This window comes from Pararhizobium sp. LjRoot235, assembly GCF_964254145.1.
Lineage (GTDB): Bacteria > Pseudomonadota > Alphaproteobacteria > Rhizobiales > Rhizobiaceae > Pararhizobium.
The window spans coordinates 2,508,246-2,531,981 of sequence record NZ_CAXUSP020000001.1 but is presented as its reverse complement, the minus strand read 5'-3'; the positions used below and the strand labels follow the sequence as shown (position 1 = coordinate 2,531,981).

The following is a 23,736-nucleotide window of genomic DNA, read 5'->3' as shown; positions in this document are numbered from 1 at the left end:
AATAGGTAAGGTCCAAGAGCCCATTGCCGGTCGGTGGTAGGCGAGGAGGGGCGACAGGCGTGCAGGCTGCTGTGCTTGCCTCCCCCTGAAATTCGTCGTACCTCACTTGAAGGGGAGTTTTCCGTGGCGGATAGGGCATGAGCAATCAATGGGGCAGAAACAGCCAGGTGACGCGCAGCGGCAGTTCGTCCGGCTTGCTGCTGCCGGCCATTTTGTGTGTGGTGCTCATCGCCGCCGGCAGCTATTTCTGGTTCACCCGCCAGGCCATGCAGACGGAAATCGCCGAGTTGAAGGTACAGGCAGGTTCGCTGGCCGACCAGTTGGGTAATGTGACCGCCGAGAGAGACAAGGCCACCGGCGATCTGGCCGAATTCCGCAAGAATTCCGGCAACTGGGCCGGAGAGCTTGAGCAGGAATATGCAGACCTGAAACTCAACGAAGTGCCGAAGCTCAATCGGCTGCTTGACAAGCGCGATGCGGATATTTCCACGCTCGAAAAACTGCTTTCGACGGAAAAGGCGGCGGCGACGTCTGCCGCCGACGATTTCACCGCGACGATCGCCAAAATCAATGCCGAGTTGAGCGCCGTGAAATCAGAGGCCGACGGGGCAAAAAAACAGGCCGAAAGTCTTGCCGCCGACAAGCTGGCCTTGAACAAGCAGATAACCAGCCTGCGCTCGGCTGTGGAACGGGCCGTGGCCGACGCTGTCGCTGCACGCAAGGCGCTGGAGCAAAAGCAGGCGGAAGTGGAAAAGACGCCGCCCACCTTCAAGTCCGCGCTTGATCTGGCGCGTGATGTCCAGATTGAGACATTGGAGCAAAGCCTCGGCGAGGAGCGCAGAAAAGTGGCGGCGTTGGAAAAGCAGCTTGCCGATCAAGCCGCCGCCGCAGCTGTTGCCAAGGATTCAACCGGAAAACCCGCAGATACACCATTGGCCACCGATATGCCGAGTACGGTCGAGGCCAAATCCGCCGCCGCTTTGACGCCACGTGACAGCCTGCTGGTCGAGAACGTCATCGGTGCGACCCGCGGCCTTGGCCTTCTGGACGAGGAAAAGACGCGGCAGCTGAAGGACAAGCTGATCGCTGGCGCCTGTGTGACGGATGCTTTGGAAAGCGTCTTTGACAAGGTGCCGCTTGTCCTGATGCGCAACCTTGTGCGTGCTTTCAAAAGCGATTGTTGACATATGCACCGCTTGCCAAAGGCAAGCGGTTTTCGGGAGAGGAAAAAAGGTGTTTCGACTGGCCTCTGTTGCCGCCGCGATAGTTGCGGCTTTTTCATTCAATCCGGCGTCGGCGGCCGAGTTTGAAAAGAACATCATGACCGGCGGCCCACAGGGCACCTATATCCAGATCGGGCGCGATGTTGCAGCACTCGGCAAGAGTTGTGGGCTGACGCTGAACGTCCAGCAATCCGCCGGTTCGCTGGAAAACTTTGTCGGCGTCAGAAATCGCAAGAACACCCAGTTCGGCATCGTCCAGAGCGACGTGCTCGAATACTTGAAAACCTTCGAGGCAAACGATCCCGAAGTCCAACAGGCGGCGCGCGGCGTGCGCATCATGTTCCCGCTCTACAACGAGGAAATCCACGTTCTCGCGCGGGTCGATATCAAGGATATGAAGGACTTGGACGGCAAGAAGGTCGCCGTCGGCGTCAAGGATAGTGGCACTTTCCTCACGTCCTCGCTCATTCTCGACATTTTGCAGGTGAAGACCGGTGAACGTGTACCGCTCAATCCGGATGCGGCTCTGCCGAAACTGCTGGCTGGCGAGATCGACGCCTTCTTCTATGTCGCGGGTGCTCCTGCTGCGCTGTTCAAGAACAATCCGATCGACGGCGCCAAGTTCCATCTTTTGCCGATCACCGAGGCGCCGCTGCTCGCAACTTATACCGCCTCCCGCATCGATGCCGGGACCTATGCCTTCCAGAAGCAGCCGGTCGATCTGATCGCCGTCAAGGCTGTGATGATGACCTATGACTATGACGTCAAGCGAAACGCCTATCAGCGCGAAAGTTGCAAGGCGGTGTCGGAGTTTTCTAGCCTTATTCTCAACAATCTCGACAAGCTGCAAGCGACGGGACATCCGAAATGGAAAGATGTCGATCTGACCGCCTTGCCGCCCGGCTGGCAGGTTGGCCTCTGCGTCAAGACGGGCATGGCGCTCGACTACAAGCCGGCATGCAAGGCACCGGAAGCTGAAACCCAGCAGCCGGACGGGAACGAGGAGTATCTCAACCTCCTGAAGCAGCGCCTGAAAAAACAATAGCCCTGTTCAAACTACAGGAATTGAAAAGGCCGGCCTCTCGCGAGACCGGCCTTCTGTTTGAGCCGGACCCGCTCTCACGGGGGGCCGGAACCGGCTTTCAGGCCGAGTAGTACATGTCGAATTCGACCGGATGCGGGGTCATTTCGAAACGCATGACTTCGACCATCTTCAGTTCGATATAGGCATCGATCTGGTCGTCGTCGAAGACGCCGCCGGCAGTGAGGAACTTGCGGTCCTTGTCAAGGTTTTCCAGCGCTTCGCGCAACGAGCCGCAGACAGTCGGGATCTTCTTCAGTTCCTTCGGTGGCAGGTCGTAGAGATCCTTGTCCATGGCCTTGCCCGGATGGATCTTGTTCTTGATGCCGTCGAGACCGGCCATCAGCATGGCGGCAAAGCCGAGATAGGGGTTTGCCAGCGGGTCGGGGAAGCGAACTTCGACGCGCTTCGATTTCGGACCGGTACCGAACGGAATCCGGCACGAGGCCGAGCGGTTGCGGGCCGAATAGGCGAGCAATACCGGCGCTTCATAACCCGGCACCAAACGCTTGTAGGAGTTTGTCGTCGGGTTGGTGAAGGCGTTGATCGCCTTGGCGTGCTTGATGATGCCGCCGATGTAAAAGAGGCAGGTTTCCGACAGGCCGGCATATTCGTCGCCGGCGAAGGCCGGCTTGCCGTCCTTCCAGATCGACTGATGCACATGCATGCCCGAGCCGTTGTCGCCGAAGATCGGCTTCGGCATGAAGGTTGCCGTCTTGCCATAGGCATTGGCGACCTGATGCACGACGTACTTGTAGATCTGGATCTTGTCGGCGTTGCGCACCAGCGTGTCGAACTTGACGCCGAGCTCGTGCTGGGCGGCGGCCACTTCGTGGTGCTGCTTTTCGACGGTGACACCCATTTCGGCCATCACGGTCAGCATTTCCGAGCGCATGTCCTGGCAGCTGTCAACCGGCGGAACCGGGAAATAGCCGCCCTTGACGCGCGGACGGTGGCCAAGGTTGCCGGTCTCGTAATCGGTGTCGTCATTCGAGGGCAGTTCGGAGGAATCGAGCTTGAAGCCTGTATTGTACGGGTCAGCCTTGTATTTCACGTCGTCGAAGACGAAGAATTCCGGTTCAGGGCCAACGAACACAGTATCGCCGATGCCGGACGCCTTGAGATAGGCCTCTGCCTTCTTGGCGATGCCGCGCGGGTCGCGGTTGTAGGCTTCACCGGAGACCGGATCGAGAATGTCGCAGACGATGACCATCGTCGACTGCGCGAAGAAAGGGTCCATGTGCACGGTTGCCGGATCCGGCATCAGCACCATGTCAGACTCGTTGATCGCCTTCCAGCCGCCGATCGACGAGCCGTCGAACATTACGCCGTCGGCGAACATGTCCTCGTCAACACAGGATACGTCCATCGTTACGTGCTGCAGCTTGCCCTTGGGGTCTGTGAAGCGCAAATCCACGAACTTGACGTCGTTATCCTTGATTTGCTTGAGGATATCATTTGCAGTCGTCATGTTTTGAAAGTCCCTCTCTAGAGATGACGAGGTAGTAGCCCGGACCGAACGGCCAGGCGGATTAGATGGCGTCGATGCCCGTCTCACCGGTGCGGATTCGGATGACCTCTTCGATATTGGAAACGAAAATCTTTCCATCGCCAATACGCCCGGTCTGGGCGGCGTTTCGAATGGCCTCGATTACGGCCTCCGCGTTCTCGTCTGCCAGCACGACTTCGACTTTCACCTTCGGGAGAAAATCAACAACGTATTCTGCCCCACGGTAAAGTTCCGTATGGCCCTTCTGGCGTCCAAAGCCCTTCGCTTCCGTGACGGTGATACCCTGCAGGCCAACCTCCTGAAGGGCTTCCTTCACTTCGTCAAGCTTGAAAGGCTTTATGATCGCTTCGATCTTTTTCATGAGAAAATGTCTCTCCGCTTCTCCCGTTATCGCAGGCTCATGCCCGCTGGCCCTCAATATGCATTTTACATGCCAGATATGGCAAATGCGATGCCATTTTGGATGAAAACTCCTCCAACGGAGACGATCATAGCCGTTTCTTCAGAATAAACAGCGCCATTTGCCTATTTTTTATGAATTTTTGTGTGGGAACAACGATTGCCGGCGTCGCGTAGTGCTTCGAGCTTTATTAAGTGTCACATTTGGGGGTTAAATATGTGCAAATGCATAAAAAATAGACATCAGGTGTCCGCGTTTTGAGCTTGCGAGTGCCCCTGTGGCAGGGCATTTTGATGCGATGTCAATCGATAAAAATCACACCATCGTCACGCCTGCGGAAATGACCGCGATTGATGCCGACGCAGCGCGCTCTGGGATCGACAGTTTCAGTCTGATGACATCCGCTGGAACATCCGTTTCAGCTGCCGCTTTGCGCCTTTATCCCGGTGCCTTGCGGTTTGTTGTCCTCTGCGGCCCCGGCAACAATGGCGGCGATGGCTATATCGCCGCCGCCGCGTTGCGCGACAGCAGCGCCGATCTCGAAGTCCATGCCCTGGGCGATCCGGCGGCCTTGAAAGGCGACGCGGCCCGCGCCTACGCGGCGTCAGGAGCGGCGGTGAAGCCGCTTGCGGAATATCGTCCGATTGCCGGAGACGTCGTCGTCGATGCATTGTTCGGAGCAGGCCTTTCGCGCACCGTGCCGCCGGAAGCGGCAGGTGTGATGCGGGCAGTGGCGACGCTTGACCTTCCGGTCATTGCGGTTGATCTGCCCTCCGGCGTCGATGGCCGCAGCGGTCAGGTGCTCGGCGCAAGTTTCCATGCCCGTCACACGGTCACGTTCGCGGCCCGTAAGCCGGGGCACTTGCTGATGCCCGGGCGGATGCTTTGCGGCACGCTGGAAGTGTTCGACATCGGCATTCCCGAACGCACCCTGTTCGCGCGTTCTGGGATGCTATGCGAAAACGGCCCGCATCTCTGGCGGGAGCACGCATTTGCCCTGGATTCTGCCGCGCATAAATTCAAACGCGGGCACCTAGCTGTTTTTTCGGGCGGCCCGCTTTCGAGTGGCGCCGCACGCCTGTCGGCGATTGCCGGATTGAGGGCGGGCGCCGGATTGGTAACGATCGCTTCGCCCGCCGCGGCCGTGCATACCAATGCGTCTCACCTGACGGCGGTGATGTTGAAACAGATCGAGGGCGAAGACGACCTCTCGCGTTGGCTTGCCGATAAACGCATTGGCGCCTTCGTACTCGGCCCGGGATTTGGCGATCTGCAGAGGGCGCGTCGGTACGCTTTGATGCTTGGTGGGCAAAAACTGGTGCTCGACGCCGATGGCATCACCGCTTTCAGGGACGATCCGGCATCGCTTTTCAAGGCCTACGCCAAAGGTGAAACGCGCCTCGTCATGACTCCGCATGACGGCGAGTTCGCCCGGCTGTTTCCAGATATCGAGGCCGACAAGGCCCTTTCTAAGGTCGACCGCGCCATCGCTGCCGCCAAACGCAGTCATAGCGTCGTCGTCTACAAGGGCGCAGACACGGTGATCGCCGCGCCCGACGGCCACGCCGCAATCAACACCAATGCGCCGCCGTGGCTGGCGACCGCAGGATCGGGAGACACACTCGCCGGTATCATCGGCGCGCATCTGGCGCAGGGCGTGCCAGCCTTCGAGGCCGCCGCCGCCGGTGTCTGGCGTCACGGACGAGCCGGCGCGAAAGCGGGAGAGGGACTGACGGCGGAAGATCTCGCTACGGCAATCGAGCCGCTGCCGGCCTGATCAGTCGACGCGCTTCTGCAGCGCCCGGGCGCCGTTCGGCGCGTTGACCTTGCCCTCGGTGATGAAGAACGCAAAGACATCGCGCGGTTTCTTTTCAGGCTTGTGCGCGGGATCGCCAAGTTCAAGGTCATCCACCATACCGCCCGACGCCCAAGTCTTCAGTCGATCGGCCCACAGATCAAGCCGCTTTTCGTCATAGCAGGTCTCGACATCATCGCTACCCGTCTGCAGACGCGCATAGACGAAGTCCGAGGTGACATCGGCGATCATCGGGTAGTCGGCGTGATCGGCGCAGACCACGGCCACGTTATGTTTCGCCAAAAGCGCGATGAACTCCGGCGTGCGGAAGGACGGATGGCGCACCTCGACGACGTGCCGCAGCGCCAAGCCATCCTGCTTCTCAGGCAGCAGCGCGAGGAAGGCACCGAAGTCATCTGCGTCGAATTTTTTCGTCGGCATGAATTGCCAGAGAATCGGGCCGAGATGCGAACCGAGTTCGCTTAGTCCTTGGCCCAGAAATCTGCTGATCGAATCACCCGCCTCGGCCAGCACCTTCTTGTTGGTGGCAAAGCGGCTCGCCTTCAACGAGAAGACGAAATCATCCGGAACCTCCGATGCCCATTTGGCAAAGGTTTCCGGCTTCTGCGAGCTGTAATAGGTGCCGTTGACCTCGATGACCTTCAACTGCCGGCTGGCATATTCCAGTTGCCTCTTCTTCGAGAGAGTATCGGGGTAGAACGTCCCCTCCCACGGATCGAACGTCCAGCCGCCGATACCGCAGCGGATTGTGCCTGATTTTGTCATGCTGTCTCCCCTCGCGTGGTCTCTTACTCCGCCGCTTCCGCCTTGCGGATCGGTCGCCTCTCCAAGAGTTCCTTCAGGAAGGCGCCGGTGTGAGACCGCTTTTCCTTGACGATGTCCTCTGGCGTTCCCGCCGCAATGACCTCGCCGCCGCCGTCGCCGCCTTCGGGACCGAAATCGATCACCCAGTCGGCAGTCTTGATGACTTCCAGATTGTGCTCGATGACGACGACTGAATTGCCCTGGTTGACGAGTTCATGCAGAACTTCAAGAAGCTTGGCTACATCATGGAAATGCAAGCCAGTTGTCGGTTCATCGAGGATGTAGAGCGTGCGCCCGGTCGAGCGCTTCGACAGCTCCTTGGCAAGCTTGACGCGCTGCGCCTCGCCGCCTGAGAGCGTGTTGGCCTGCTGACCGACCTTGATGTAGCCGAGGCCGACCTGGTTGAGCGTGATCAGCTTGTCGCGCACGGCCGGAACGGCGGCGAAGAACTCGACGCCTTCCTCGACCGTCATGTCGAGCACATCGGCGATCGATTTGCCCTTGAAATGCACGTCGAGCGTCTCGCGATTGTAGCGCTTGCCGTGACAGACGTCGCAGGTGACATAGACATCCGGCAGGAAGTGCATCTCGATCTTGATGACGCCGTCACCCTGGCAGGCCTCGCAGCGGCCGCCCTTGACGTTGAAGGAGAAACGGCCGGGCTGGTAGCCGCGCGCCTTCGCCTCCGGCAGGCCGGCAAACCAATCGCGCATCGGGGTGAAGGCGCCGGTATAGGTCGCCGGGTTCGAGCGGGGCGTGCGGCCGATCGGCGATTGATCGATGTCGATCACCTTGTCGATGTGCTCGAAACCCTCGATCCGGTCGTGTTCGGCCGGATTTTCCCGCGCGCCCATGATGCGGCGCGCGGCCGCCTTGTAGAGCGTCTCGATCAGGAAAGTCGACTTGCCGCCGCCCGATACGCCGGTGACCGCCGTAAAGATGCTGAGCGGGATCGAGGCGGTGATGTTCTTCAGATTGTTGGCGCGGGCGCCGATGATCGTGATTTCCTTTTTCTTCTTCAGCTTGCGTCGTTCGGACGGCACGGCGACCGAAAGCTCGCCGGAAAGATATTTTCCGGTAAGCGAGTTCGGATTGGCGATGATGTCGGATGGCGCGCCTTGCGCGACGACCTCGCCGCCGTGGATACCGGCGGCAGGTCCGATATCGACGACATAGTCCGAGGTCAGGATCGCATCCTCGTCATGCTCGACGACGATCACCGTATTGCCGATGTCGCGAAGATGCCGGAGCGTCTCGAGCAGCCGGGCATTGTCGCGCTGATGCAGGCCGATCGACGGCTCGTCGAGCACGTAAAGCACGCCGGTCAAGCCGGATCCGATCTGCGAGGCCAGCCGGATACGCTGGCTTTCGCCGCCCGACAGCGTGCCGGAATTGCGCGAGAGGCTGAGATATTCCAGGCCGACATCGTTGAGGAAGCGCAGCCGCTCGCGGATTTCCTTCAGAATCCGGACAGCGATCTCGTTCTGCTTGGCATTCATGTGGCCCGGCAAAGCCTCGAACCAGTCGCGGGCAACGCGGATCGACATGTCGGTCACCTCGCCGATATGCAGCTTGTCGATCTTGACCGCCAACGCTTCCGGTTTCAGGCGGAAACCGTTGCAGGCCGGGCATGGGGCGGCCGACATATAGCGTTCGATTTCCTCGCGCGCCCAGGCGCTGTCGGTCTCCTTCCAGCGCCGCTCCAGATTGGGCACGATACCTTCGAAGGTCTTGGTGGTGTTGTAGGACCGTGCGCCGTCCTCATAGTGGAAGCTGATCTTTTCCTCGGTGCCTTGCAGAATCGCATGCCGGGCTTCGTCGGACAGATCGCTCCATTTGCTTGACAGCTTGAAGCCAAACGCCTTGCCGAGGGCCTCGAGTGTCTGATTGTAGTAGGGCGACGAGGACTTGGCCCAGGGCGCGATGGCGCCGTTCTTCAGCGTCCGGTGGGGTTCAGGCACGATCAGCGCCTCGTCGATCTTTTGCTGGCTGCCAAGACCGTCGCAGGTCGGGCAGGCGCCGAAGGGATTGTTGAACGAGAACAGCCGCGGCTCGATTTCCGAAATGGTGAATCCGGATACGGGGCAGGCGAATTTTTCGGAAAAGAGGACACGCTCATGCGTCTCGTTCAGCGATTTGTTGGCAGAGCCGCCTGCGGCCGTCTCTTCCGGCGGAAGCGGCTTGTCGGCGAATTCGGCGATGGCCAGGCCATCGGCAAGCGTCAGGCAGGTTTCGAGACTGTCGGCCAGGCGCGCCGTGAGGTCCGGGCGCACGACGACGCGGTCGACGACGACGTCGATGTCGTGCTTGTATTTCTTGTCGAGCGTCGGTGCCTCGGCGATCTCGTAGAACTGCCCGTCGATCTTGACGCGCTGGAAGCCCTTCTTCATCAGTTCGGCGAGCTCTTTCTTATACTCGCCTTTGCGGCCGCGCACGATCGGCGCCAATATATAGAGCCGTGTTCCCTCACCGAAATCGATGACACGGTCGACCATCTGGCTGACCGTCTGGCTTTCGATCGGCAAGCCGGTGGCTGGCGAATAGGGCACGCCGACGCGGGCAAACAGGAGGCGCATGTAGTCGTAGATTTCGGTGACCGTACCGACCGTCGAGCGCGGATTGCGTGAGGTCGTCTTCTGCTCGATCGAGATTGCCGGAGATAGTCCGTCGATCTGGTCGACATCCGGCTTCTGCATCATCTCGAGGAACTGGCGGGCATAGGCCGAAAGGCTTTCGACATAGCGGCGCTGGCCCTCCGCGTAAATCGTGTCGAAGGCGAGGGACGATTTCCCGGATCCGGAGAGGCCGGTCATGACGATCAGCTTGTTGCGCGGCAGGTCAAGGTCAATGCCCTTCAGATTGTGCTCGCGCGCCCCGCGGATGGAAATGGTCTTGAGTTCGCTCATCGTGTCCAGCTTTGTAAGTCCAATTGAAAGCTCCTATTTAAGTACGGCATAGCGCATGTCGAGACGCAATGCGAAAAACAGGCCGGCTTTCCCGAGTCGGTTGACAGGATATTACGAATTTACTAGAACAAATAAAGAACAAACTTTGAAATCTTTTGTGGATGACGCGGTGCAAAGGGGCGTATGGTGGGCTGGCAGCCGCTAAGATGCGCGCTTAGAATTTTGGTGGCCGGGCTGCAAGGCCGGGCGGGATAACAGGAAAAGCAAGATGGCGGGTAGTGTCAACAAGGTGATTTTGATCGGGAACCTCGGGGCGGACCCGGAAATCCGGCGCACGCAGGACGGCCGGCCGATCGCCAACCTGAACATCGCGACGTCGGAAACCTGGCGCGACCGCAATTCCGGCGAGCGCAAGGAAAAGACCGAATGGCACCGCGTGGTGATCTTCAGCGAGCCCCTCTGCAAGATTGCGGAGCAGTATCTGAAGAAGGGTGCCAAGGTTTATATAGAAGGCGCGCTGCAGACCCGCAAATGGCAGGACAAGGATGGCCAAGACCGCTATTCCACGGAAGTGGTGCTGCAGGGCTTCAATTCGACGCTGACGATGCTCGACGGGCGTGGCGAGGGCGGTGGTGCAGGGGCAGGCCGTGGCGGTTCGGATTACAGTGGCGGCAATCCCGGCGGCGCAAGCTCCAGCAACTACGGCGATGACTACGATCGTCCGGCGTCGGCACCTTCGGGCCGCTCCAGCGGCGGCGGAAATTTTTCGCGCGACATGGACGACGATATTCCATTCTGAGTAAGCCTGGGGGCATGCTCCCCCCACGCGGTTCTCACGGGATGCTAAAACAACGGGCGTAGTTGCTGACATGAGTGAAGAAAAGACCATCAAATCGGCGCCAGCATCATGGCGGATCATCCTGGCCTTTTTCCTGGACCTGCTGACGGTGTTTTTCGTTGGCGGGTTTCTGGTGGCGTCGGTGCTTGGAGGACGGACAGACAACGGTTTCCAGCTTAGCGGCTTTCCGGCGATTGTGTTGTTTGCATTGATGATTGCCTATTTCGTCGTCTTCAACCGTTATCTAGGCGGAACGTTGTGGAAACGCATATTGAAGGCGACCCGATAAGTCCGCCTGTCAGGGTCCCAAGGCCGACTTTATGCCGTCGACGACAAACTGCACGGCCAGCGCCGCCAGAATGACGCCGAGCAACCGGGTCAGGATGGCGCGGCCGGTGACCCCGAGGAAGCGGTCGATGCGTTCGGCGATGACCAGGGCGGCAAACAGGATGGCCAGGCAGAAGGCGATCACAAGGATCAGTTGAGCCCGGTCGATCGTGGTGGAAAGCGATCCGGACAACAGGATCGTCGCAGAGATCGCGCCTGGACCGGCGATCAGCGGCAGTGCCAGCGGAAACACCGCGATGTTGTGGATGTGGTCGCGGGTGATGGCCGCTTCGCCGGTCTTTTCCTTCCGCTCGTTTCGTTTCTCGAAGATCATCTCGAAGGCGATCCAGAAGAGTAAGAGGCCGCCGGCGATCCGAAAGGCGCCGATCGAAATGCCGAGCAGCCCCAGGATGCCATTGCCGAACAGGGCGAAGGCCGAGAGAATGAAGAAGGCGATCAAAGTGCCGCGGCGTGCCACAAGGAACCGTTCCTGGCGGTTCATGCCCGTCGTCAGGCTGAGAAAAATCGGCGCCAGGCCGGGCGGATCGATGGTGACCAGGATGGTGGTCAGCGCATTGATCAGAAGGTCGATGTGTGACATCCGATTTCCCCGTCGCGGCCTTGTTTATGATGCCGTCTCATGGATTGTTAGGCGACCGGATCGATGAAGGAAAGGGCAGTATCAGGCCGTTCTGTCGCTTTTGCCTTGCAAATGCCATCCATAGCGCCGAAGAGCCTAAAAGGCTGTTCAAAACCCGGCCCCGAAATTGGCGCTCGCCAATGCATTCGGCTATAAAAATCTGTCTGATTCTGAACAAAGATCGTGATCGAAATTGACTGAACAAACCACACCCGGCGGCGGCAAGAATCCACCAGGCATCGAGCCTATTTCCATCATGGAGGAAATGCAGCGGTCGTATCTCGATTACGCCATGAGCGTCATCGTCAGCCGCGCTCTTCCCGATGTCCGCGATGGTCTGAAGCCGGTTCACCGCCGCATCCTTTTCGGGATGAGTGAACTCGGCATCGACTGGAACAAGAAATACGTCAAATGCGCCCGCGTCACTGGCGACGTGATGGGTAAATTTCATCCGCACGGCAACTCGGCGATCTACGACGCCCTGGCGCGCATGGCCCAACCCTGGTCGTTGCGCCTGCCACTGATCGACGGACAGGGCAACTTTGGCTCCATCGACGGCGATCCGCCGGCGGCCGAACGCTATACGGAATGCCGGTTGCAGAAGGCGGCGCATGCGTTGCTCGACGATCTCGACAAGGAAACGGTTGATTTCCGCGACAACTACGACGGCACGTTGAGCGAACCCGCTGTCGTTCCGGCCAAGTTCCCGAACCTTCTGGTCAACGGCGCAGGCGGCATCGCCGTCGGCATGGCGACCAACATCCCGCCGCACAATCTGGTCGAAGTCATCAACGGCTGCATTGCGCTGATCGACGATCCGGCACTCGAGCTGCCGCAGCTGATGGAGATCATTCCCGGACCGGACTTCCCGACCGCTGCCTTCATCCTCGGCCGTTCCGGCATCCGCTCGGCCTATGAGACGGGGCGCGGCTCGGTCATCATGCGCGGCCGCGCCACGATCGAGCCGATGCGCGGCGACCGCGAACAGATCATCATCACCGAAGTTCCCTACCAGGTGAACAAGGCGACGATGATCGAGAAGATGGCCGAACTGGTCAAGGACAAGCGCATCGAGGGTATTTCCGACCTGCGCGACGAATCCGACCGTCAGGGCTACCGCGTTGTTGTCGAACTGAAGCGCGACGCCAATGCCGAGGTCATCCTCAACCAGCTCTATCGCTACACGCCGCTGCAGACCTCCTTCGGCTGCAACATGGTGGCGTTGAACGGCGGCAAGCCGGAGCAGATGACTCTGCTCGACATGCTGCGCGCTTTCGTCGCCTTCCGCGAGGAAGTCATCAGCCGGCGCACGAAGTACCTGCTGCGCAAGGCGCGCGAGCGGGCGCATGTGTTGGTCGGTCTCGCCATCGCGGTCGCCAACATCGACGAGATCATCAAGCTGATCCGGGAGGCGCCGGACCCGCAGACGGCCCGTGAACAGTTGATGACGCGCCGCTGGCCGGCAGCCGATGTCGAGAGCCTGATCCGGTTGATCGACGATCCGCGTCACCGCATCAACGAGGACCTCACCTACAACCTGTCGGAAGAGCAGGCGAGGGCGATCCTCGAACTGCGTCTCGCCCGACTGACGGCGCTTGGCCGTGACGAAATCGGCGATGAACTCAACAAGATCGGCACTGAGATCAGCGATTATCTCGACATCCTGTCGTCGCGTATCCGTATCATGACCATCGTCAAGGACGAGCTCGCTGCCGTGCGCGACGAGTTCGGCACGCCGCGCCGCACCGAGATCGTCGAAGGCGGTCCGGACATGGACGACGAGGACCTGATCGCCCAGGAAGACATGGTCATCACCGTGTCCCATCTCGGCTATATCAAGCGGGTGCCGCTGACGACCTACCGGGCGCAGCGCCGCGGCGGCAAGGGCCGCTCCGGCATGGCGACACGCGACGAGGATTTCGTGACGAGGCTTTTCGTCGCCAACACGCACACACCGATCCTGTTCTTCTCCTCGCGTGGCATCGTCTACAAGGAGAAGGTCTGGCGTCTGCCGATCGGCACGCCGCAATCGCGCGGCAAGGCGCTGGTCAACATGCTGCCGCTCGAGGCCGGCGAACGCATCACGACGATCATGCCGCTGCCCGAGGACGAGAGCACGTGGGAAAACCTCGACGTGATGTTCTCGACCACCCGCGGAACGGTCCGGCGCAACAAGCTGTCGGATTTCGTCCAGGTCAACCGCAACGGCAAGATCGCCATGAAGCTCGAGGAAGAGGGCGATGAAATCCTCTCCGTCGAGACCTGCACCGATCGGGACGACGTCCTTCTGACGACGGCTCTCGGCCAGTGCATCCGCTTCCCGGTCGATGACGTGCGTGTCTTTACGGGCCGCAACTCGATCGGCGTCCGAGGCATCTCGCTCGGTGAAAACGACAGGATCATCTCGATGACCGTCGTCGGCCATGTCGATGCGGAGCCGTGGGAACGCGCTGCCTATCTGAAGCGCGCCGCGGCTGAACGCCGGGCAGTGACAGGCGAGGATGAGGAAATCGCACTGGTCGGCGAAGAGGTGGCCGAAGACGGCCAGCTCGACGAGGCCCGTTACGAGGAACTGAAGTCGCGCGAACAGTTCGTGCTGACGGTCTCGGTCAAGGGCTTCGGCAAGCGGTCGTCCACTTACGACTTCCGAACTTCCGGCCGCGGTGGCAAAGGCATCCGCGCCACGGACACCTCGAAAACGGGCGAAATCGGCGAACTCGTTGCGGCCTTCCCGGTCGAAGACAACGACCAGATCATGCTGGTGTCGGATGGCGGCCAGCTGATCCGCGTGCCGGTGGGCGGCATCCGCCTCGCCAGCCGCGCAACCAAGGGTGTGACGATCTTCTCGACGGCCAAGGACGAGAAGGTGGTTTCGGTCGAGCGCATCAGCGAACCGGAATCCGACGAGGAAGACGAGATCGCCGCGCAGGTGCCGGAGGCCGAGCCGCCAGCCGCAACCAACGAATAACGGTTCTTCGATACTGCCAAGATGAAAACCGGGCGATCCTGTCGCCCGGTTTTTCTTTGCCATTGCATTTCTTCGTCCACGAATTCATCCTGTTGCCGCACCGTTACCGACGTGATTCCCATATGGGTAATCGGTGCAAGGGGCGGGGAATTCATGGGGCGATTGACGCGGCGCGCGCTGTTGGCTGGGGTCTCCGCGGGCATCGGGCTTTATGCCGGGCGCACCCTTCTTGCTCCGATAAGCGCCACAGGTCCGGTTTTTCCCGCGGAAGGGCAGGCCGATAACGGGGCCATTCTCCTCAACGACGCCAGTGAGTTGTCGCCGACCCCGGTTGCAAAGCACATGATCGTCACCGCTGACCCGAGGGGTAAGGCGGTCGAAAACATCCGGGCGCTGATGGCCGAGGCGCAAAGTGCCGGCCGTCCGTTCATTGCCAGTGCCGCCCGCCATTCCATGGGTGGCCAAAGCCTTGCAAAAAACGGCTCGGTGTTGACCTTGGATCAGCAATGGCTGGAAACCGACCCGGCATCCAAGACCTACCGGGTTGCCGCCGGTACGCGCTGGTCAACCGTCATTGCGAGGCTTGATGCGATCGGCTTTTCGCCGGCCGTGATGCAGTCGAACAACGATTTCGGCGTTGCCAGCACCTATAGCGTCAATGCGCATGGCTGGCCCGTGCGCTTCAGCGGTTGCGGCTCTACCGTGCGTTCGCTGAAGATGCTGCTCTCGGACGGAACGCATGTGACATGCTCTCGAAACGAGAATGCCGAACTCTTCCGGCATGCCATGGGCGGCTACGGCCTTTTCGGCGTGATCACCGAGCTCGAACTCGACATGGTACCGAACAGCCGCCTTGAACCCCGTTTCGAACGCGTTTTTGGCGCCGATCTTGGCAGGCGGTTTGCCGAGGTGCTGGTTTCCGACCCGTCAATCCAGATGGCCTACGGTCGCCTGGATGTTTCGCTCGACCGGTTCTTCGAGGACGGCCTGCTGATTACCTACCGGCCGGGTATTGACCAGTCAGACCTGCCCGCCGCAACCGGTTCAGGCTTCGTCAGCCGCGTCTCCCGCGAAGTCTTCCGCCGGCAGGTCGGTTCGGACGGAATGAAACATATGCGCTGGTGGACCGAGACCTCGCTCGGCCCGGCGATTGCCGGGGCATCGACGCGCAACAGCTTGATGAACGAGCCCGTCGTCACCCTTGACGATCTCGACCCGCTACGCTCCGACATCCTCCACGAGTATTTCGTGGCACCGTCCCGGTTTGCCGAGTTCGTGGCGCTGTGTCGCGAGGTCATCCCGGCCTCCTTCCAGCAATTGCTGAATGTCACGCTGCGCTACGTCGATACCGACCGTGACAGCGTGCTGGCCTACGCGACCGAGCCACGTATCGCAGCCGTCATGCTGTTTTCGCAGGAGAAAACCGTGCGGGGGGAGGCGGACATGGCCCGCATGACGAAGGAACTGATCGAACGGGTGCTCGCCATCGGCGGCACCTACTATCTGCCTTATCGTCCGCATGCGTCGGTCGATCAGTTCGTTCGCGCCTATCCGCGCACCGCTTCCTTTGCAGCGAGCAAGCGCGAATTCGACAAGGGCCTTCTTTTCCGCAATCATTTGTGGGACGCCTATCTCGCCAGATTATGAAAGGATCCCTTGTGGGGAAACTGCGTATCATCGCCGCCTTCTACGCCATCGCGCTTCTCGGCGCCGCGTCGCTAAACTACATCCCCGGATTGACCGACGATCAGGGTAGGGCGTTCGGCATTTTCGCTCTCGATATCTTTGATGATAGCCTGCATGTCGCGTCCGCCGCCTGGGCTGCAATCGCTGCGTGGCTTTCAAGCCGGGCGGCGCGCAGCTTTCTTCTCTATTTCGGTATTCTCTACTTTGGCGACGGCTTGCTCGGCCTGATCACCGGCTCCGGTTATCTTGACCTCGGCATCATCAACTATGGCATTCAGGATCTGCCCTTCGGCTTCAAGATTCTCGCCAACCTGCCACATCTGGCCCTGGGAGGGTTCGCCGTGTTCTCTGCCCTTGCGTTCGGCAAGGAGGTGGCGGCCTGATGCGTGCGGCTTGGAGCCTCCTCAAGTGGAGCCTCGCGGCGGTCCTGCTGGTGATCCTGCTGCTTCTCAGTCCCGTCGCCTATATCGAGGCTTTCTGTCATGACGACAGGACGGAAGAGCCTTACACGCCGCTGATCAAGGATGCGGCCTTTTACCGGCGCGAAGCCAATACCTTCCTGACCTATCCGGAATGGCACATCGTCTATGCCTATGACGGGTTGGCGCAAACGCTGAAGACCGGCGATGAATACGCGTTCGACTATGTCTCAAGCGTCAAGGGCTTCTGGACGTCGGCTTGCGCTCTGACGAAGGTTGCCGATGCGCACGGCGGCGCCGATTCCGCGACGCGCATGACGATCCACACGATCGGCGTCAGCTTCACGCTCGAAATGGCGCTCAAGGCGGCTTACGAGGAAACGATCGGCCGCCTGACGGCGATGCTGCGCGGTGAGAAGAAAACCCCCCAGGATCAGGTGGCTGCCGGAATGGCAGTGGACTACGCCGAATTCTTGCGTCAGACCCCGTGGTACAAATATCCGTTCGAGAGCCAGATCAGGAAGCTCGAAGAGGCACCGCAGACCGATCCCGTGCGGGGCTGGGAGCGCCGGTTTGCGCTCGGAACCGAGTGGTGGGCAAAGACGCTCTACGCTGGAATGATTGCCAATGCCGTTGCCGGAACCACCGGCGCGGCGCAGCTTGAAATCCGCAGCGTTGTCAGCGGCTTGGACCCAAGCGAGCTGACGAATATCCCCGGGCTGAAAGTGATCGGTGAAAACGGCGGCGATGTCGAAATACAAACGCCGCGCTACGATCTGTTCACCAAGATACTGGTCGCGATCGCGCAGAAAGGCGGCGCGATCCGCGAGATCGCCGGCAACGACGATATCATGGTCTCCGTCACCGAAAAACCTGACCAGCCGCTGACCGGCCTGCCGAGCACGGTCATTGCCCGCGTCCGACGGGACGGTTTTGACGGCAGCCGATTGTTGGTGGCGCTCAAGGTAAACGAACTGGCGAACCTGCTGCGAAACGTCCCCTTGGCCGATCCGGGCGTGGAACACGTCTTTGATTATTAGGGCTGCGATTACTAGGGCTGCCAGGTTCGTCGCCACAGCGATTGCCATCGTCCTTTTCTGGTATGTTGCGATGGCGGCAGTGTTTCGCGTGACCGAACAAGCGCCTGGCGCGCTGGTGCTGTTTCCGGATCTCCACCTTGCCGCCGGGCAGCTGCCGGTGGGCATCACCATCCTGAAATGGAACAGCTATTTTGCCGTCCTTGCCAGCGACCGGGCGGGTTATGTCGGCAGCCTCTACGCGGCAGGCTTTCCTTTGGTTTTTCCAGCGAGAAGCAGCGGCTGCCTCAGCTATCGCGGGTGGAACTAATCCAACCCCAAACAGGGCAAAGAAAAACCGGACTGGCAGGGGAACCGTCCGGTTTTCAATTCAGCGACACTGGAGGTGGCTGCTGTTATCGGGGATAAAACTTTCGACTGTCTGGCGGCTCGTCAAACGCTGAAGCCGCCGGCATTCTGGCTGCTGTCCTTCATCGCAACCCGATCGCGCTGAAGATCGAGAATGGTCCGGGCAAAATCGACGAGGAACACAAGACTGACGATTGCGGATAGGAGCATCATTGTGATCGTCATGGCGAAACTTTCTTATTTTACGAGACGGTGGCGCAAGAAATCAGCGCGTTCGTTACGCACCTCGCTTCTGATTGCGTTTGCAGTTGCAAAAAGCATGGCGAAAAACATGATCATCGAAAGAAGTAGAATAAGTGCCATGGACGTGATCCTTTCACTTGAGTAACGGCGCTTCTCCAAAAAAGTTCCATTCGTGTTTCTTCAAATACTCACTTCTCTCTGCCTTGAACGTTACATTCATTTAGAACTCATTCGGCCCGACCGCTGTTTCCGGGGGAACACGCAACCGCAGCGAAGGGCTCCCTTGCGATTGCCCACGGTCCGTGACAAAAGGCTTCGAAACGGAAACAGACGCGATGACCACTGCTTTTTATCCCGGCTCCTTCGATCCCATGACCAACGGCCATCTTGACGTGTTGGTCCAGTCGCTGAACGTGGCACCGAAGGTGATCGTCGCAATCGGTATCCATCCCGGCAAGACGTCGCTGTTTTCGTTCGAGGAACGGGCAGAACTCATCCGTCAGTCGCTGAGCGAGTTTCTTCCCGAGAGAGCCGGCGATATCTCGATCGTCTCCTTCGACAATCTGGTGGTCGACGCGGCGCGACAGCATGGCGCCTCGCTTCTGGTTCGCGGTCTGCGCGACGGCACCGATCTCGACTATGAAATGCAGATGGCGGGCATGAACCGGCAGATGGCGCCCGACATCCAAACCCTGTTTCTACCGGCCGGAACGGCATCGCGGCCCATTACTGCCACATTGGTCCGCCAAATCGCGGCGATGGGTGGCGATGTCAGCGCCTTTGTGCCCAAGGCCGTTTACCAAGCGCTCGGCGCCAAGCGCAAGTCCTGACGCGGTCCAATCAATTTTCACGGGAGCTATCATGAAAATCCTCCACCTCGCTTTCGCAGGCGCAGTTGCTCTTGCTTCCTTGACCGGCAATGCCCTTGCCCAGGCCAAGGAATACATCACGATCCAGCTGAAAGACGGCCCGGTCGTGATCGAACTTTTGCCCGATGTCGCGCCAAAGCACGTTGCACGCATCAAGGAACTGGCGGAGGCCGGCGAATACAATAATGTCGCCTTCCACCGCGTGATCCCCGGCTTCATGGCCCAGACCGGCGATGTCCAGTATGGCAACATGGACAAGGACTTCAAGCCGGATATGGCCGGCATGGGCGGTTCCTCCAAGCCGGATGTCGAGGCCGAGTTTTCGCAGGTCCCCTTTGAGCGCGGCACGGTCGGCATGGCCCGCAGCCAGGATCCGAACTCCGCCAATTCGCAGTTCTTCATCATGTTCGCACCCGGCTCCTTCCTGAACGGCCAGTACACGGTCGTCGGTCAGGTCGTCGAAGGCATGGCGAACGTCGACAAGATCAAGATGGGCGACGAAGCCAACAACGGTTCCGTCATCGATCCCGACCGCATGATCAGCGTCAAGGTCGGCAAGTAAACTTAAGTTCCAACAAGGAGAAATGCCATGACCGAGATCAAGGATCCGGAAAACACCATCATCATGGAAACCACCAAGGGGCAGGTCGTCATCCAGCTTCTGCCGGACCTGGCGCCGGGCCACGTCAACCGCATCAAGGAACTGTGCGCCGAAGGTGCCTATGATGGCGTAGTATTCCACCGCGTCATCGACGACTTCATGGCGCAGACCGGCGACGTGCAGTTCGGCAAGAAGGGCGGCGAGCAGTTCAACCCGGCTCGCGCCGGCATGGGCGGCTCTTCCAAGCCGGACCTGAAGGCTGAATTCTCCAATACGAGCCATGTCCGCGGTACCTGCTCCATGGCCCGCAGCCAGATGCCGAACTCGGCCAACTCGCAGTTCTTCATCTGCTTTGCCGACAGCCCCTGGCTCAACAAGCAGTATTCGGTCTGGGGCCAGGTGATCTCCGGCATGGAAAATATCGACAACATCAAGCGCGGCGAGCCGGTCAAGGATCCCGACAGCATTGTTTCGATGAAACTTGCCGCCAACGCCTGATCTGGGCTAATCAACAACCCGTCCCGGATCGCCCGAACAGGGCGCCGGGGCGGGTTTGCCGTTTAAAGAAGACTGTTGATGCGCGTCGACCTGTTCGATTTCGATCTCCCCGAGGAAAACATTGCGCTGAGGCCTGCAAGCCCGCGCGACAGCGCACGTATGCTCGTCGTCCGGCCGCAACGGCAAGAGCCGCTTTCCGATCACGGCGTTTTGGATCTGCCGTCCTTCCTGCGCCCCGGCGACGCACTGGTGTTCAACGATACGAAGGTCATCCCGGCGCAGCTCGAAGGCCTGCGCCGGCGCGGCGGGGGCATCGTAACCGAAGTGTCGCTAACCTTGCACATGCGCGCGGCACCCGACTGCTGGAAAGCCTTTGCCAGGCCCGCCAAACGCTTGAAGCCTGGCGACCGCATCGAATTCGGTCACGGCTCGAGCACTTGCCTGATGGGCTCGCTCGATGCAACCGTCGAGGAAAAAGGCGAGGCGGGCGAGGTGATGCTGCGTTTCGACCTGTGCGGACCGGCGCTTGATGAAGCGATCCTGGCTGTTGGTCATATCCCATTGCCGCCCTATATTGCTTCCAAGCGCCCGGAGGACGAAAAGGACCGCACCGATTACCAGACGGTCTATGCGCGCGAGCAGGGCGCCGTCGCAGCCCCAACCGCAGGTTTGCATTTCACCGACCGGCTTTTCGCCGCTTTGGATGCCATGGGTATCGAGCGCCACTTCGTCACGCTCCATGTGGGCGCGGGTACGTTTTTGCCGATGAAGGTCGATGACACGGATGATCACGTCATGCACGAGGAGATCGGACATGTCGGTGCCGACGTGGCAGAGCGGCTGAATGCGGTAAAGGCGAGGGGCGGGCGCATCGTCTGCGTCGGAACAACCTCCCTCCGTTTGGTTGAGAGCGCGGCCGAGGAGAATGGCGGGATCAGGTCATGGTCTGGCCCGACCGGCATCTTCATCACGCCCGGCTACCGCTTCCGCGCCGTCGATATGCTGATGACCAATTTCCACCTGCCGAAATCGACGCTGTTCATGCTCGTCTCTGCATTCAGCGGCCTTGAGACGATGCGGCGCGCCTATGCCCACGCGATCGACCACGGCTACCGCTTCTATTCCTATGGCGATGCCAGCCTGCTTTTCCGGGATAATCCATGACCGAGACATTTCAGTTCAATCTGCTCGCCACCGATGGCAAAGCTCGCCGCGGCACGGTATCGATGCCGCGTGGCGACATTCGCACGCCGGCCTTCATGCCGGTCGGCACGGCCGGCACGGTCAAGGCGATGTATCTCGACCAGGTACGCGATCTCGGCGCCGACATCATCCTCGGCAACACTTATCATCTGATGCTGCGGCCTGGGGCGGAGCGTGTCGCCAGGCTCGGTGGCCTGCATGAGCTGATCCGCTGGCCTTACCCGATCCTCACCGATTCGGGCGGCTTCCAGGTCATGTCGCTGGCCGGCCTGCGCAAGCTCGACGAGAAGGGCGTGACTTTCAAGAGCCATGTCGACGGCTCGGTGCATCATATGTCGCCGGAGCGCTCGATCGAGATTCAGGGCCTTCTGGGCAGCGACATCCAGATGCAACTCGACGAATGCGTCCGTCTGCCGGCGGAGCCGAAGGATATCGAACGGGCGATGGAAATGTCGTTCCGCTGGGCCGCACGCTGCAAGGCCGCCTTTGGCGATCAGCCCGGCAAGGCGATGTTCGGCATCGTTCAGGGCGGAGACATTCCCGCGCTGCGCGAACGCTCCGCGGACGCGTTGTCGGGGCTCGATCTCAAGGGCTATGCGATTGGCGGCCTTGCAGTTGGCGAACCGCAGGCGGTGATGCTCGACATGATCGACACGACCTGCCCCTACCTGCCGGTGGAGAAACCGCGTTACCTGATGGGCGTCGGCACGCCGGACGATATTCTGAAATCGGTCGCGCGAGGCATCGACATGTTCGATTGCGTGATGCCGACCCGTTCCGGCCGTCATGGCCTGGCCTTCACCCGTCACGGCCGCATCAACATGCGCAATGCCCGCCACGCTGAAGATAGACGGCCGCTGGATGAGCAGTCTTCCTGCCCGGCGTCGCGCGACTATTCGCGCGCCTATCTGCATCATCTGGTGCGCTCGAACGAGTCGCTCGGCGGCATGCTTTTGACCTGGAACAACCTATCCTATTATCAGGACCTCATGGCCGGTATCCGCCAGGCGATCGAACTGGGGCGTTACGCCGATTTCATGGCCGAGACGAAGGAGGCCTGGGCACGCGGCGAGGCGGAAGCCAAGCAGGCCGCCTGAGATTGGTTAGATTTCGGGGCCGGGCGCCTGCTGCAATATCTGCACTCCGTTGATCTTGTAACTGCCATCCGGCTGCTTGACGAGGAAATACAGCGCCGTCCAGTCCTTGCCATCCGGACCTGAGATCAGCACTTCCTGCACCACCATATCGCCCTCGACCTTGCTGCGTCCGAAGGCGAAATTGCCCGGTCGGTACACCGGAGCGTAACCGCGCTTCACCATGTCAAAGAAGATGTTCTTGTCAGGAAACTTGCCCTTGATCTGCGGCGAGGCGAAGGAATAGGCCGTCTCCGCATCGTCGTTGAGAAAAGCCTCGATCTGGCTCTGGATGATCGACTGGACCGTATCGACCGGTTCCGCCGCGCGCACCAACGACACCGAGATCATCAAGATTGCACATGCGCAGGCTCTGAACGTCCGGATCATTGCCCCGTCTCCTTGCAAATGAGCAGAAATGGTTTCTGCCCATTGAAAATCAGCAAGCAAGTCTCGATGCAAAATACATGATATATATCAATGATATATCAAGAATATATAAATTAATACATCAAACTGTTCGTGACAACCCTGGTTCAGGGCGTCGTCTTTGAGTCGGGGATTGATGTAGCGCAAAGCGGCCAGTTCATTTCAGGGACAATTGATCTATTATTGACATTGCGGCGAAAAACGAAAGTAGCAAATGCCTCTGTTGGGCCGAACGGTTCCCACATCCGAGAAGGAGAACGCACATGACGTCGAGAAAATTGGCATGCATGGCCATTGCCGCCACGCTTTTTTCAGCCAGCACAACGACCGTGACCTTCGGACAGACGGCCCCGGCCGAGGGCCAAGATGCGCAGCCTGACGCCTCTGAGATGATGCCTGGCGCGATGATGGGGGGGAGACACGGTATGAGGGACGGAATGCGCGGGGGGCCGATGCGGGGTCACATGATGACAATCATGTTCGCCATCGCGGATGTCGATGGAGACGGGGCACTCTCCTTCGAGGAGGTCACGACGATCCACAAGCGGATATTCGATAAAGTCGACGCCAACAAGGACGGCAAGGTGACAACCGAGGAAATGCAGGCCTTTATGCGAGGTCAATGAGCGGCATGGAAAGGTGCGGAGGGCCGTGAAAAAAATGGCGTTGGCCACGTTCCGCCGAAGTTTGTCCGGATGCTGCTGGACGAGAAGCCAGCGGCTGTCGGGCTAGCCGGAGCCTGGCAGCCAGCCGGGTC

General features: G+C 59.9%; 23 protein-coding genes. 16 read left to right on the top strand and 7 right to left on the bottom strand.

Annotated features, from left to right (window positions below; all coding sequences use genetic code 11):
- The first annotated feature begins 137 nt into the window (after window positions 1-137).
- The gene (locus tag ACSQ2Z_RS12160; RefSeq protein ID WP_436081441.1) at window positions 138-1,184 is read left to right on the top strand and encodes a hypothetical protein; all 1,047 of its coding nucleotides are present in this window, start codon (window positions 138-140) and stop codon (window positions 1,182-1,184) included.
- Between the two features lie 49 nt (window positions 1,185-1,233).
- On the top strand, window positions 1,234-2,268 hold the full coding sequence (locus ACSQ2Z_RS12155; protein WP_436081440.1) for a TAXI family TRAP transporter solute-binding subunit: 1,035 nt from the start codon (window positions 1,234-1,236) through the stop codon (window positions 2,266-2,268).
- A gap of 97 nt (window positions 2,269-2,365) precedes the next feature.
- Here the strand turns inward: ACSQ2Z_RS12155 and glnA are convergent, their stop codons facing one another.
- Both glnA and ACSQ2Z_RS12145 read right to left on the bottom strand, forming a co-directional pair.
- Window positions 2,366-3,775 carry a type I glutamate--ammonia ligase gene (gene glnA, locus ACSQ2Z_RS12150; protein WP_436081439.1) on the bottom strand — a complete coding sequence of 470 codons (1,410 nt, stop codon included), beginning with the start codon at window positions 3,773-3,775 and terminating at the stop codon, window positions 2,366-2,368.
- A gap of 61 nt (window positions 3,776-3,836) precedes the next feature.
- On the bottom strand, window positions 3,837-4,175 hold the full coding sequence (locus ACSQ2Z_RS12145) for a P-II family nitrogen regulator (protein WP_018324798.1): 339 nt from the start codon (window positions 4,173-4,175) through the stop codon (window positions 3,837-3,839).
- 337 nt (window positions 4,176-4,512) lie between these two features.
- Between ACSQ2Z_RS12145 and ACSQ2Z_RS12140 the strand changes: the two genes are divergently transcribed.
- On the top strand, window positions 4,513-5,991 hold the full coding sequence (locus tag ACSQ2Z_RS12140; RefSeq protein ID WP_436081438.1) for an NAD(P)H-hydrate dehydratase: 1,479 nt from the start codon (window positions 4,513-4,515) through the stop codon (window positions 5,989-5,991).
- Here ACSQ2Z_RS12140 and ACSQ2Z_RS12135 read toward each other — a convergent pair whose 3' ends face one another.
- Both ACSQ2Z_RS12135 and uvrA read right to left on the bottom strand, forming a co-directional pair.
- Window positions 5,992-6,795: a DUF72 domain-containing protein gene (locus tag ACSQ2Z_RS12135; protein WP_436081437.1), complete on the bottom strand. Its 804-nt coding sequence runs from the start codon at window positions 6,793-6,795 to the stop codon at window positions 5,992-5,994.
- 23 nt (window positions 6,796-6,818) lie between these two features.
- The gene (gene uvrA / locus ACSQ2Z_RS12130) at window positions 6,819-9,740 is read right to left on the bottom strand and encodes an excinuclease ABC subunit UvrA (RefSeq protein WP_436081436.1); all 2,922 of its coding nucleotides are present in this window, start codon (window positions 9,738-9,740) and stop codon (window positions 6,819-6,821) included.
- 268 nt (window positions 9,741-10,008) lie between these two features.
- On the opposite strand from uvrA, the gene ACSQ2Z_RS12125 reads away from it, so the two are divergent.
- Together ACSQ2Z_RS12125 and ACSQ2Z_RS12120 are read left to right on the top strand one after the other, a co-directional pair.
- Window positions 10,009-10,539, top strand: a complete 531-nt coding sequence (locus ACSQ2Z_RS12125) for a single-stranded DNA-binding protein (protein ID WP_436081435.1) — start codon at window positions 10,009-10,011, stop codon at window positions 10,537-10,539.
- A gap of 70 nt (window positions 10,540-10,609) precedes the next feature.
- A complete protein-coding gene (locus tag ACSQ2Z_RS12120) occupies window positions 10,610-10,867 on the top strand; it encodes a hypothetical protein (RefSeq protein ID WP_436081434.1) in 258 nt (85 codons plus the stop codon).
- Window positions 10,868-10,876: 9 nt separating this feature from the next.
- On the opposite strand, the gene ACSQ2Z_RS12115 is transcribed toward ACSQ2Z_RS12120, so the two are convergent.
- Window positions 10,877-11,506: a MarC family protein gene (locus ACSQ2Z_RS12115; RefSeq protein WP_436081433.1), complete on the bottom strand. Its 630-nt coding sequence runs from the start codon at window positions 11,504-11,506 to the stop codon at window positions 10,877-10,879.
- 232 nt (window positions 11,507-11,738) lie between these two features.
- Here ACSQ2Z_RS12115 and gyrA point away from each other — a divergent pair, with 232 nt between their 5' ends.
- The 5 genes from gyrA to ACSQ2Z_RS12090 all read left to right on the top strand — a co-directional run bounded on the left by gyrA (window position 11,739) and on the right by ACSQ2Z_RS12090 (window position 17,965).
- Window positions 11,739-14,513: a DNA gyrase subunit A gene (gyrA, locus tag ACSQ2Z_RS12110; RefSeq protein WP_436081432.1), complete on the top strand. Its 2,775-nt coding sequence runs from the start codon at window positions 11,739-11,741 to the stop codon at window positions 14,511-14,513.
- A 153-nt stretch (window positions 14,514-14,666) separates the two neighbouring features.
- Complete coding sequence (locus ACSQ2Z_RS12105) at window positions 14,667-16,160, top strand: FAD-binding oxidoreductase (protein WP_436081431.1); 1,494 nt, start codon at window positions 14,667-14,669, stop codon at window positions 16,158-16,160.
- 11 nt (window positions 16,161-16,171) lie between these two features.
- Window positions 16,172-16,582 (top strand): hypothetical protein, encoded by a 411-nt coding sequence (locus tag ACSQ2Z_RS12100; RefSeq protein WP_436081430.1) that lies wholly within the window; start codon window positions 16,172-16,174, stop codon window positions 16,580-16,582.
- Window positions 16,582-17,658, top strand: a complete 1,077-nt coding sequence (locus ACSQ2Z_RS12095) for a hypothetical protein (RefSeq protein WP_436081429.1) — start codon at window positions 16,582-16,584, stop codon at window positions 17,656-17,658. The genes ACSQ2Z_RS12100 and ACSQ2Z_RS12095 overlap by 1 nt, the downstream gene beginning before the upstream one ends.
- A 70-nt stretch (window positions 17,659-17,728) precedes the next feature.
- Entirely contained in the window at window positions 17,729-17,965 is a 237-nt protein-coding gene (locus ACSQ2Z_RS12090) for a hypothetical protein (protein ID WP_436081428.1), read from the top strand.
- A gap of 122 nt (window positions 17,966-18,087) precedes the next feature.
- Here the strand turns inward: ACSQ2Z_RS12090 and ACSQ2Z_RS12085 are convergent, their stop codons facing one another.
- Entirely contained in the window at window positions 18,088-18,228 is a 141-nt protein-coding gene (locus tag ACSQ2Z_RS12085) for a hypothetical protein (protein ID WP_436081427.1), read from the bottom strand.
- A 353-nt stretch (window positions 18,229-18,581) separates the two neighbouring features.
- Between ACSQ2Z_RS12085 and coaD the strand changes: the two genes are divergently transcribed.
- The 5 genes from coaD to tgt all read left to right on the top strand — a co-directional run bounded on the left by coaD (window position 18,582) and on the right by tgt (window position 22,514).
- Entirely contained in the window at window positions 18,582-19,076 is a 495-nt protein-coding gene (gene coaD, locus ACSQ2Z_RS12080; RefSeq protein ID WP_436081426.1) for a pantetheine-phosphate adenylyltransferase, read from the top strand.
- Between the two features lie 31 nt (window positions 19,077-19,107).
- Window positions 19,108-19,677 carry a peptidylprolyl isomerase gene (locus ACSQ2Z_RS12075; RefSeq protein ID WP_436081425.1) on the top strand — a complete coding sequence of 190 codons (570 nt, stop codon included), beginning with the start codon at window positions 19,108-19,110 and terminating at the stop codon, window positions 19,675-19,677.
- A gap of 27 nt (window positions 19,678-19,704) precedes the next feature.
- A complete protein-coding gene (locus tag ACSQ2Z_RS12070) occupies window positions 19,705-20,214 on the top strand; it encodes a peptidylprolyl isomerase (RefSeq protein WP_436081424.1) in 510 nt (169 codons plus the stop codon).
- Window positions 20,215-20,292: 78 nt separating this feature from the next.
- Window positions 20,293-21,378 carry a tRNA preQ1(34) S-adenosylmethionine ribosyltransferase-isomerase QueA gene (gene queA, locus ACSQ2Z_RS12065; protein ID WP_436081423.1) on the top strand — a complete coding sequence of 362 codons (1,086 nt, stop codon included), beginning with the start codon at window positions 20,293-20,295 and terminating at the stop codon, window positions 21,376-21,378.
- Window positions 21,375-22,514 (top strand): tRNA guanosine(34) transglycosylase Tgt, encoded by a 1,140-nt coding sequence (tgt, locus tag ACSQ2Z_RS12060; RefSeq protein ID WP_436081422.1) that lies wholly within the window; start codon window positions 21,375-21,377, stop codon window positions 22,512-22,514. The genes queA and tgt overlap by 4 nt, the downstream gene beginning before the upstream one ends.
- A 6-nt stretch (window positions 22,515-22,520) precedes the next feature.
- On the opposite strand, the gene ACSQ2Z_RS12055 is transcribed toward tgt, so the two are convergent.
- The gene (locus ACSQ2Z_RS12055; RefSeq protein ID WP_436081421.1) at window positions 22,521-22,940 is read right to left on the bottom strand and encodes a DUF4864 domain-containing protein; all 420 of its coding nucleotides are present in this window, start codon (window positions 22,938-22,940) and stop codon (window positions 22,521-22,523) included.
- Between the two features lie 326 nt (window positions 22,941-23,266).
- On the opposite strand from ACSQ2Z_RS12055, the gene ACSQ2Z_RS12050 reads away from it, so the two are divergent.
- On the top strand, window positions 23,267-23,605 hold the full coding sequence (locus tag ACSQ2Z_RS12050; protein ID WP_436081420.1) for an EF-hand domain-containing protein: 339 nt from the start codon (window positions 23,267-23,269) through the stop codon (window positions 23,603-23,605).
- The last annotated feature ends 131 nt before the right edge of the window (window positions 23,606-23,736 follow it).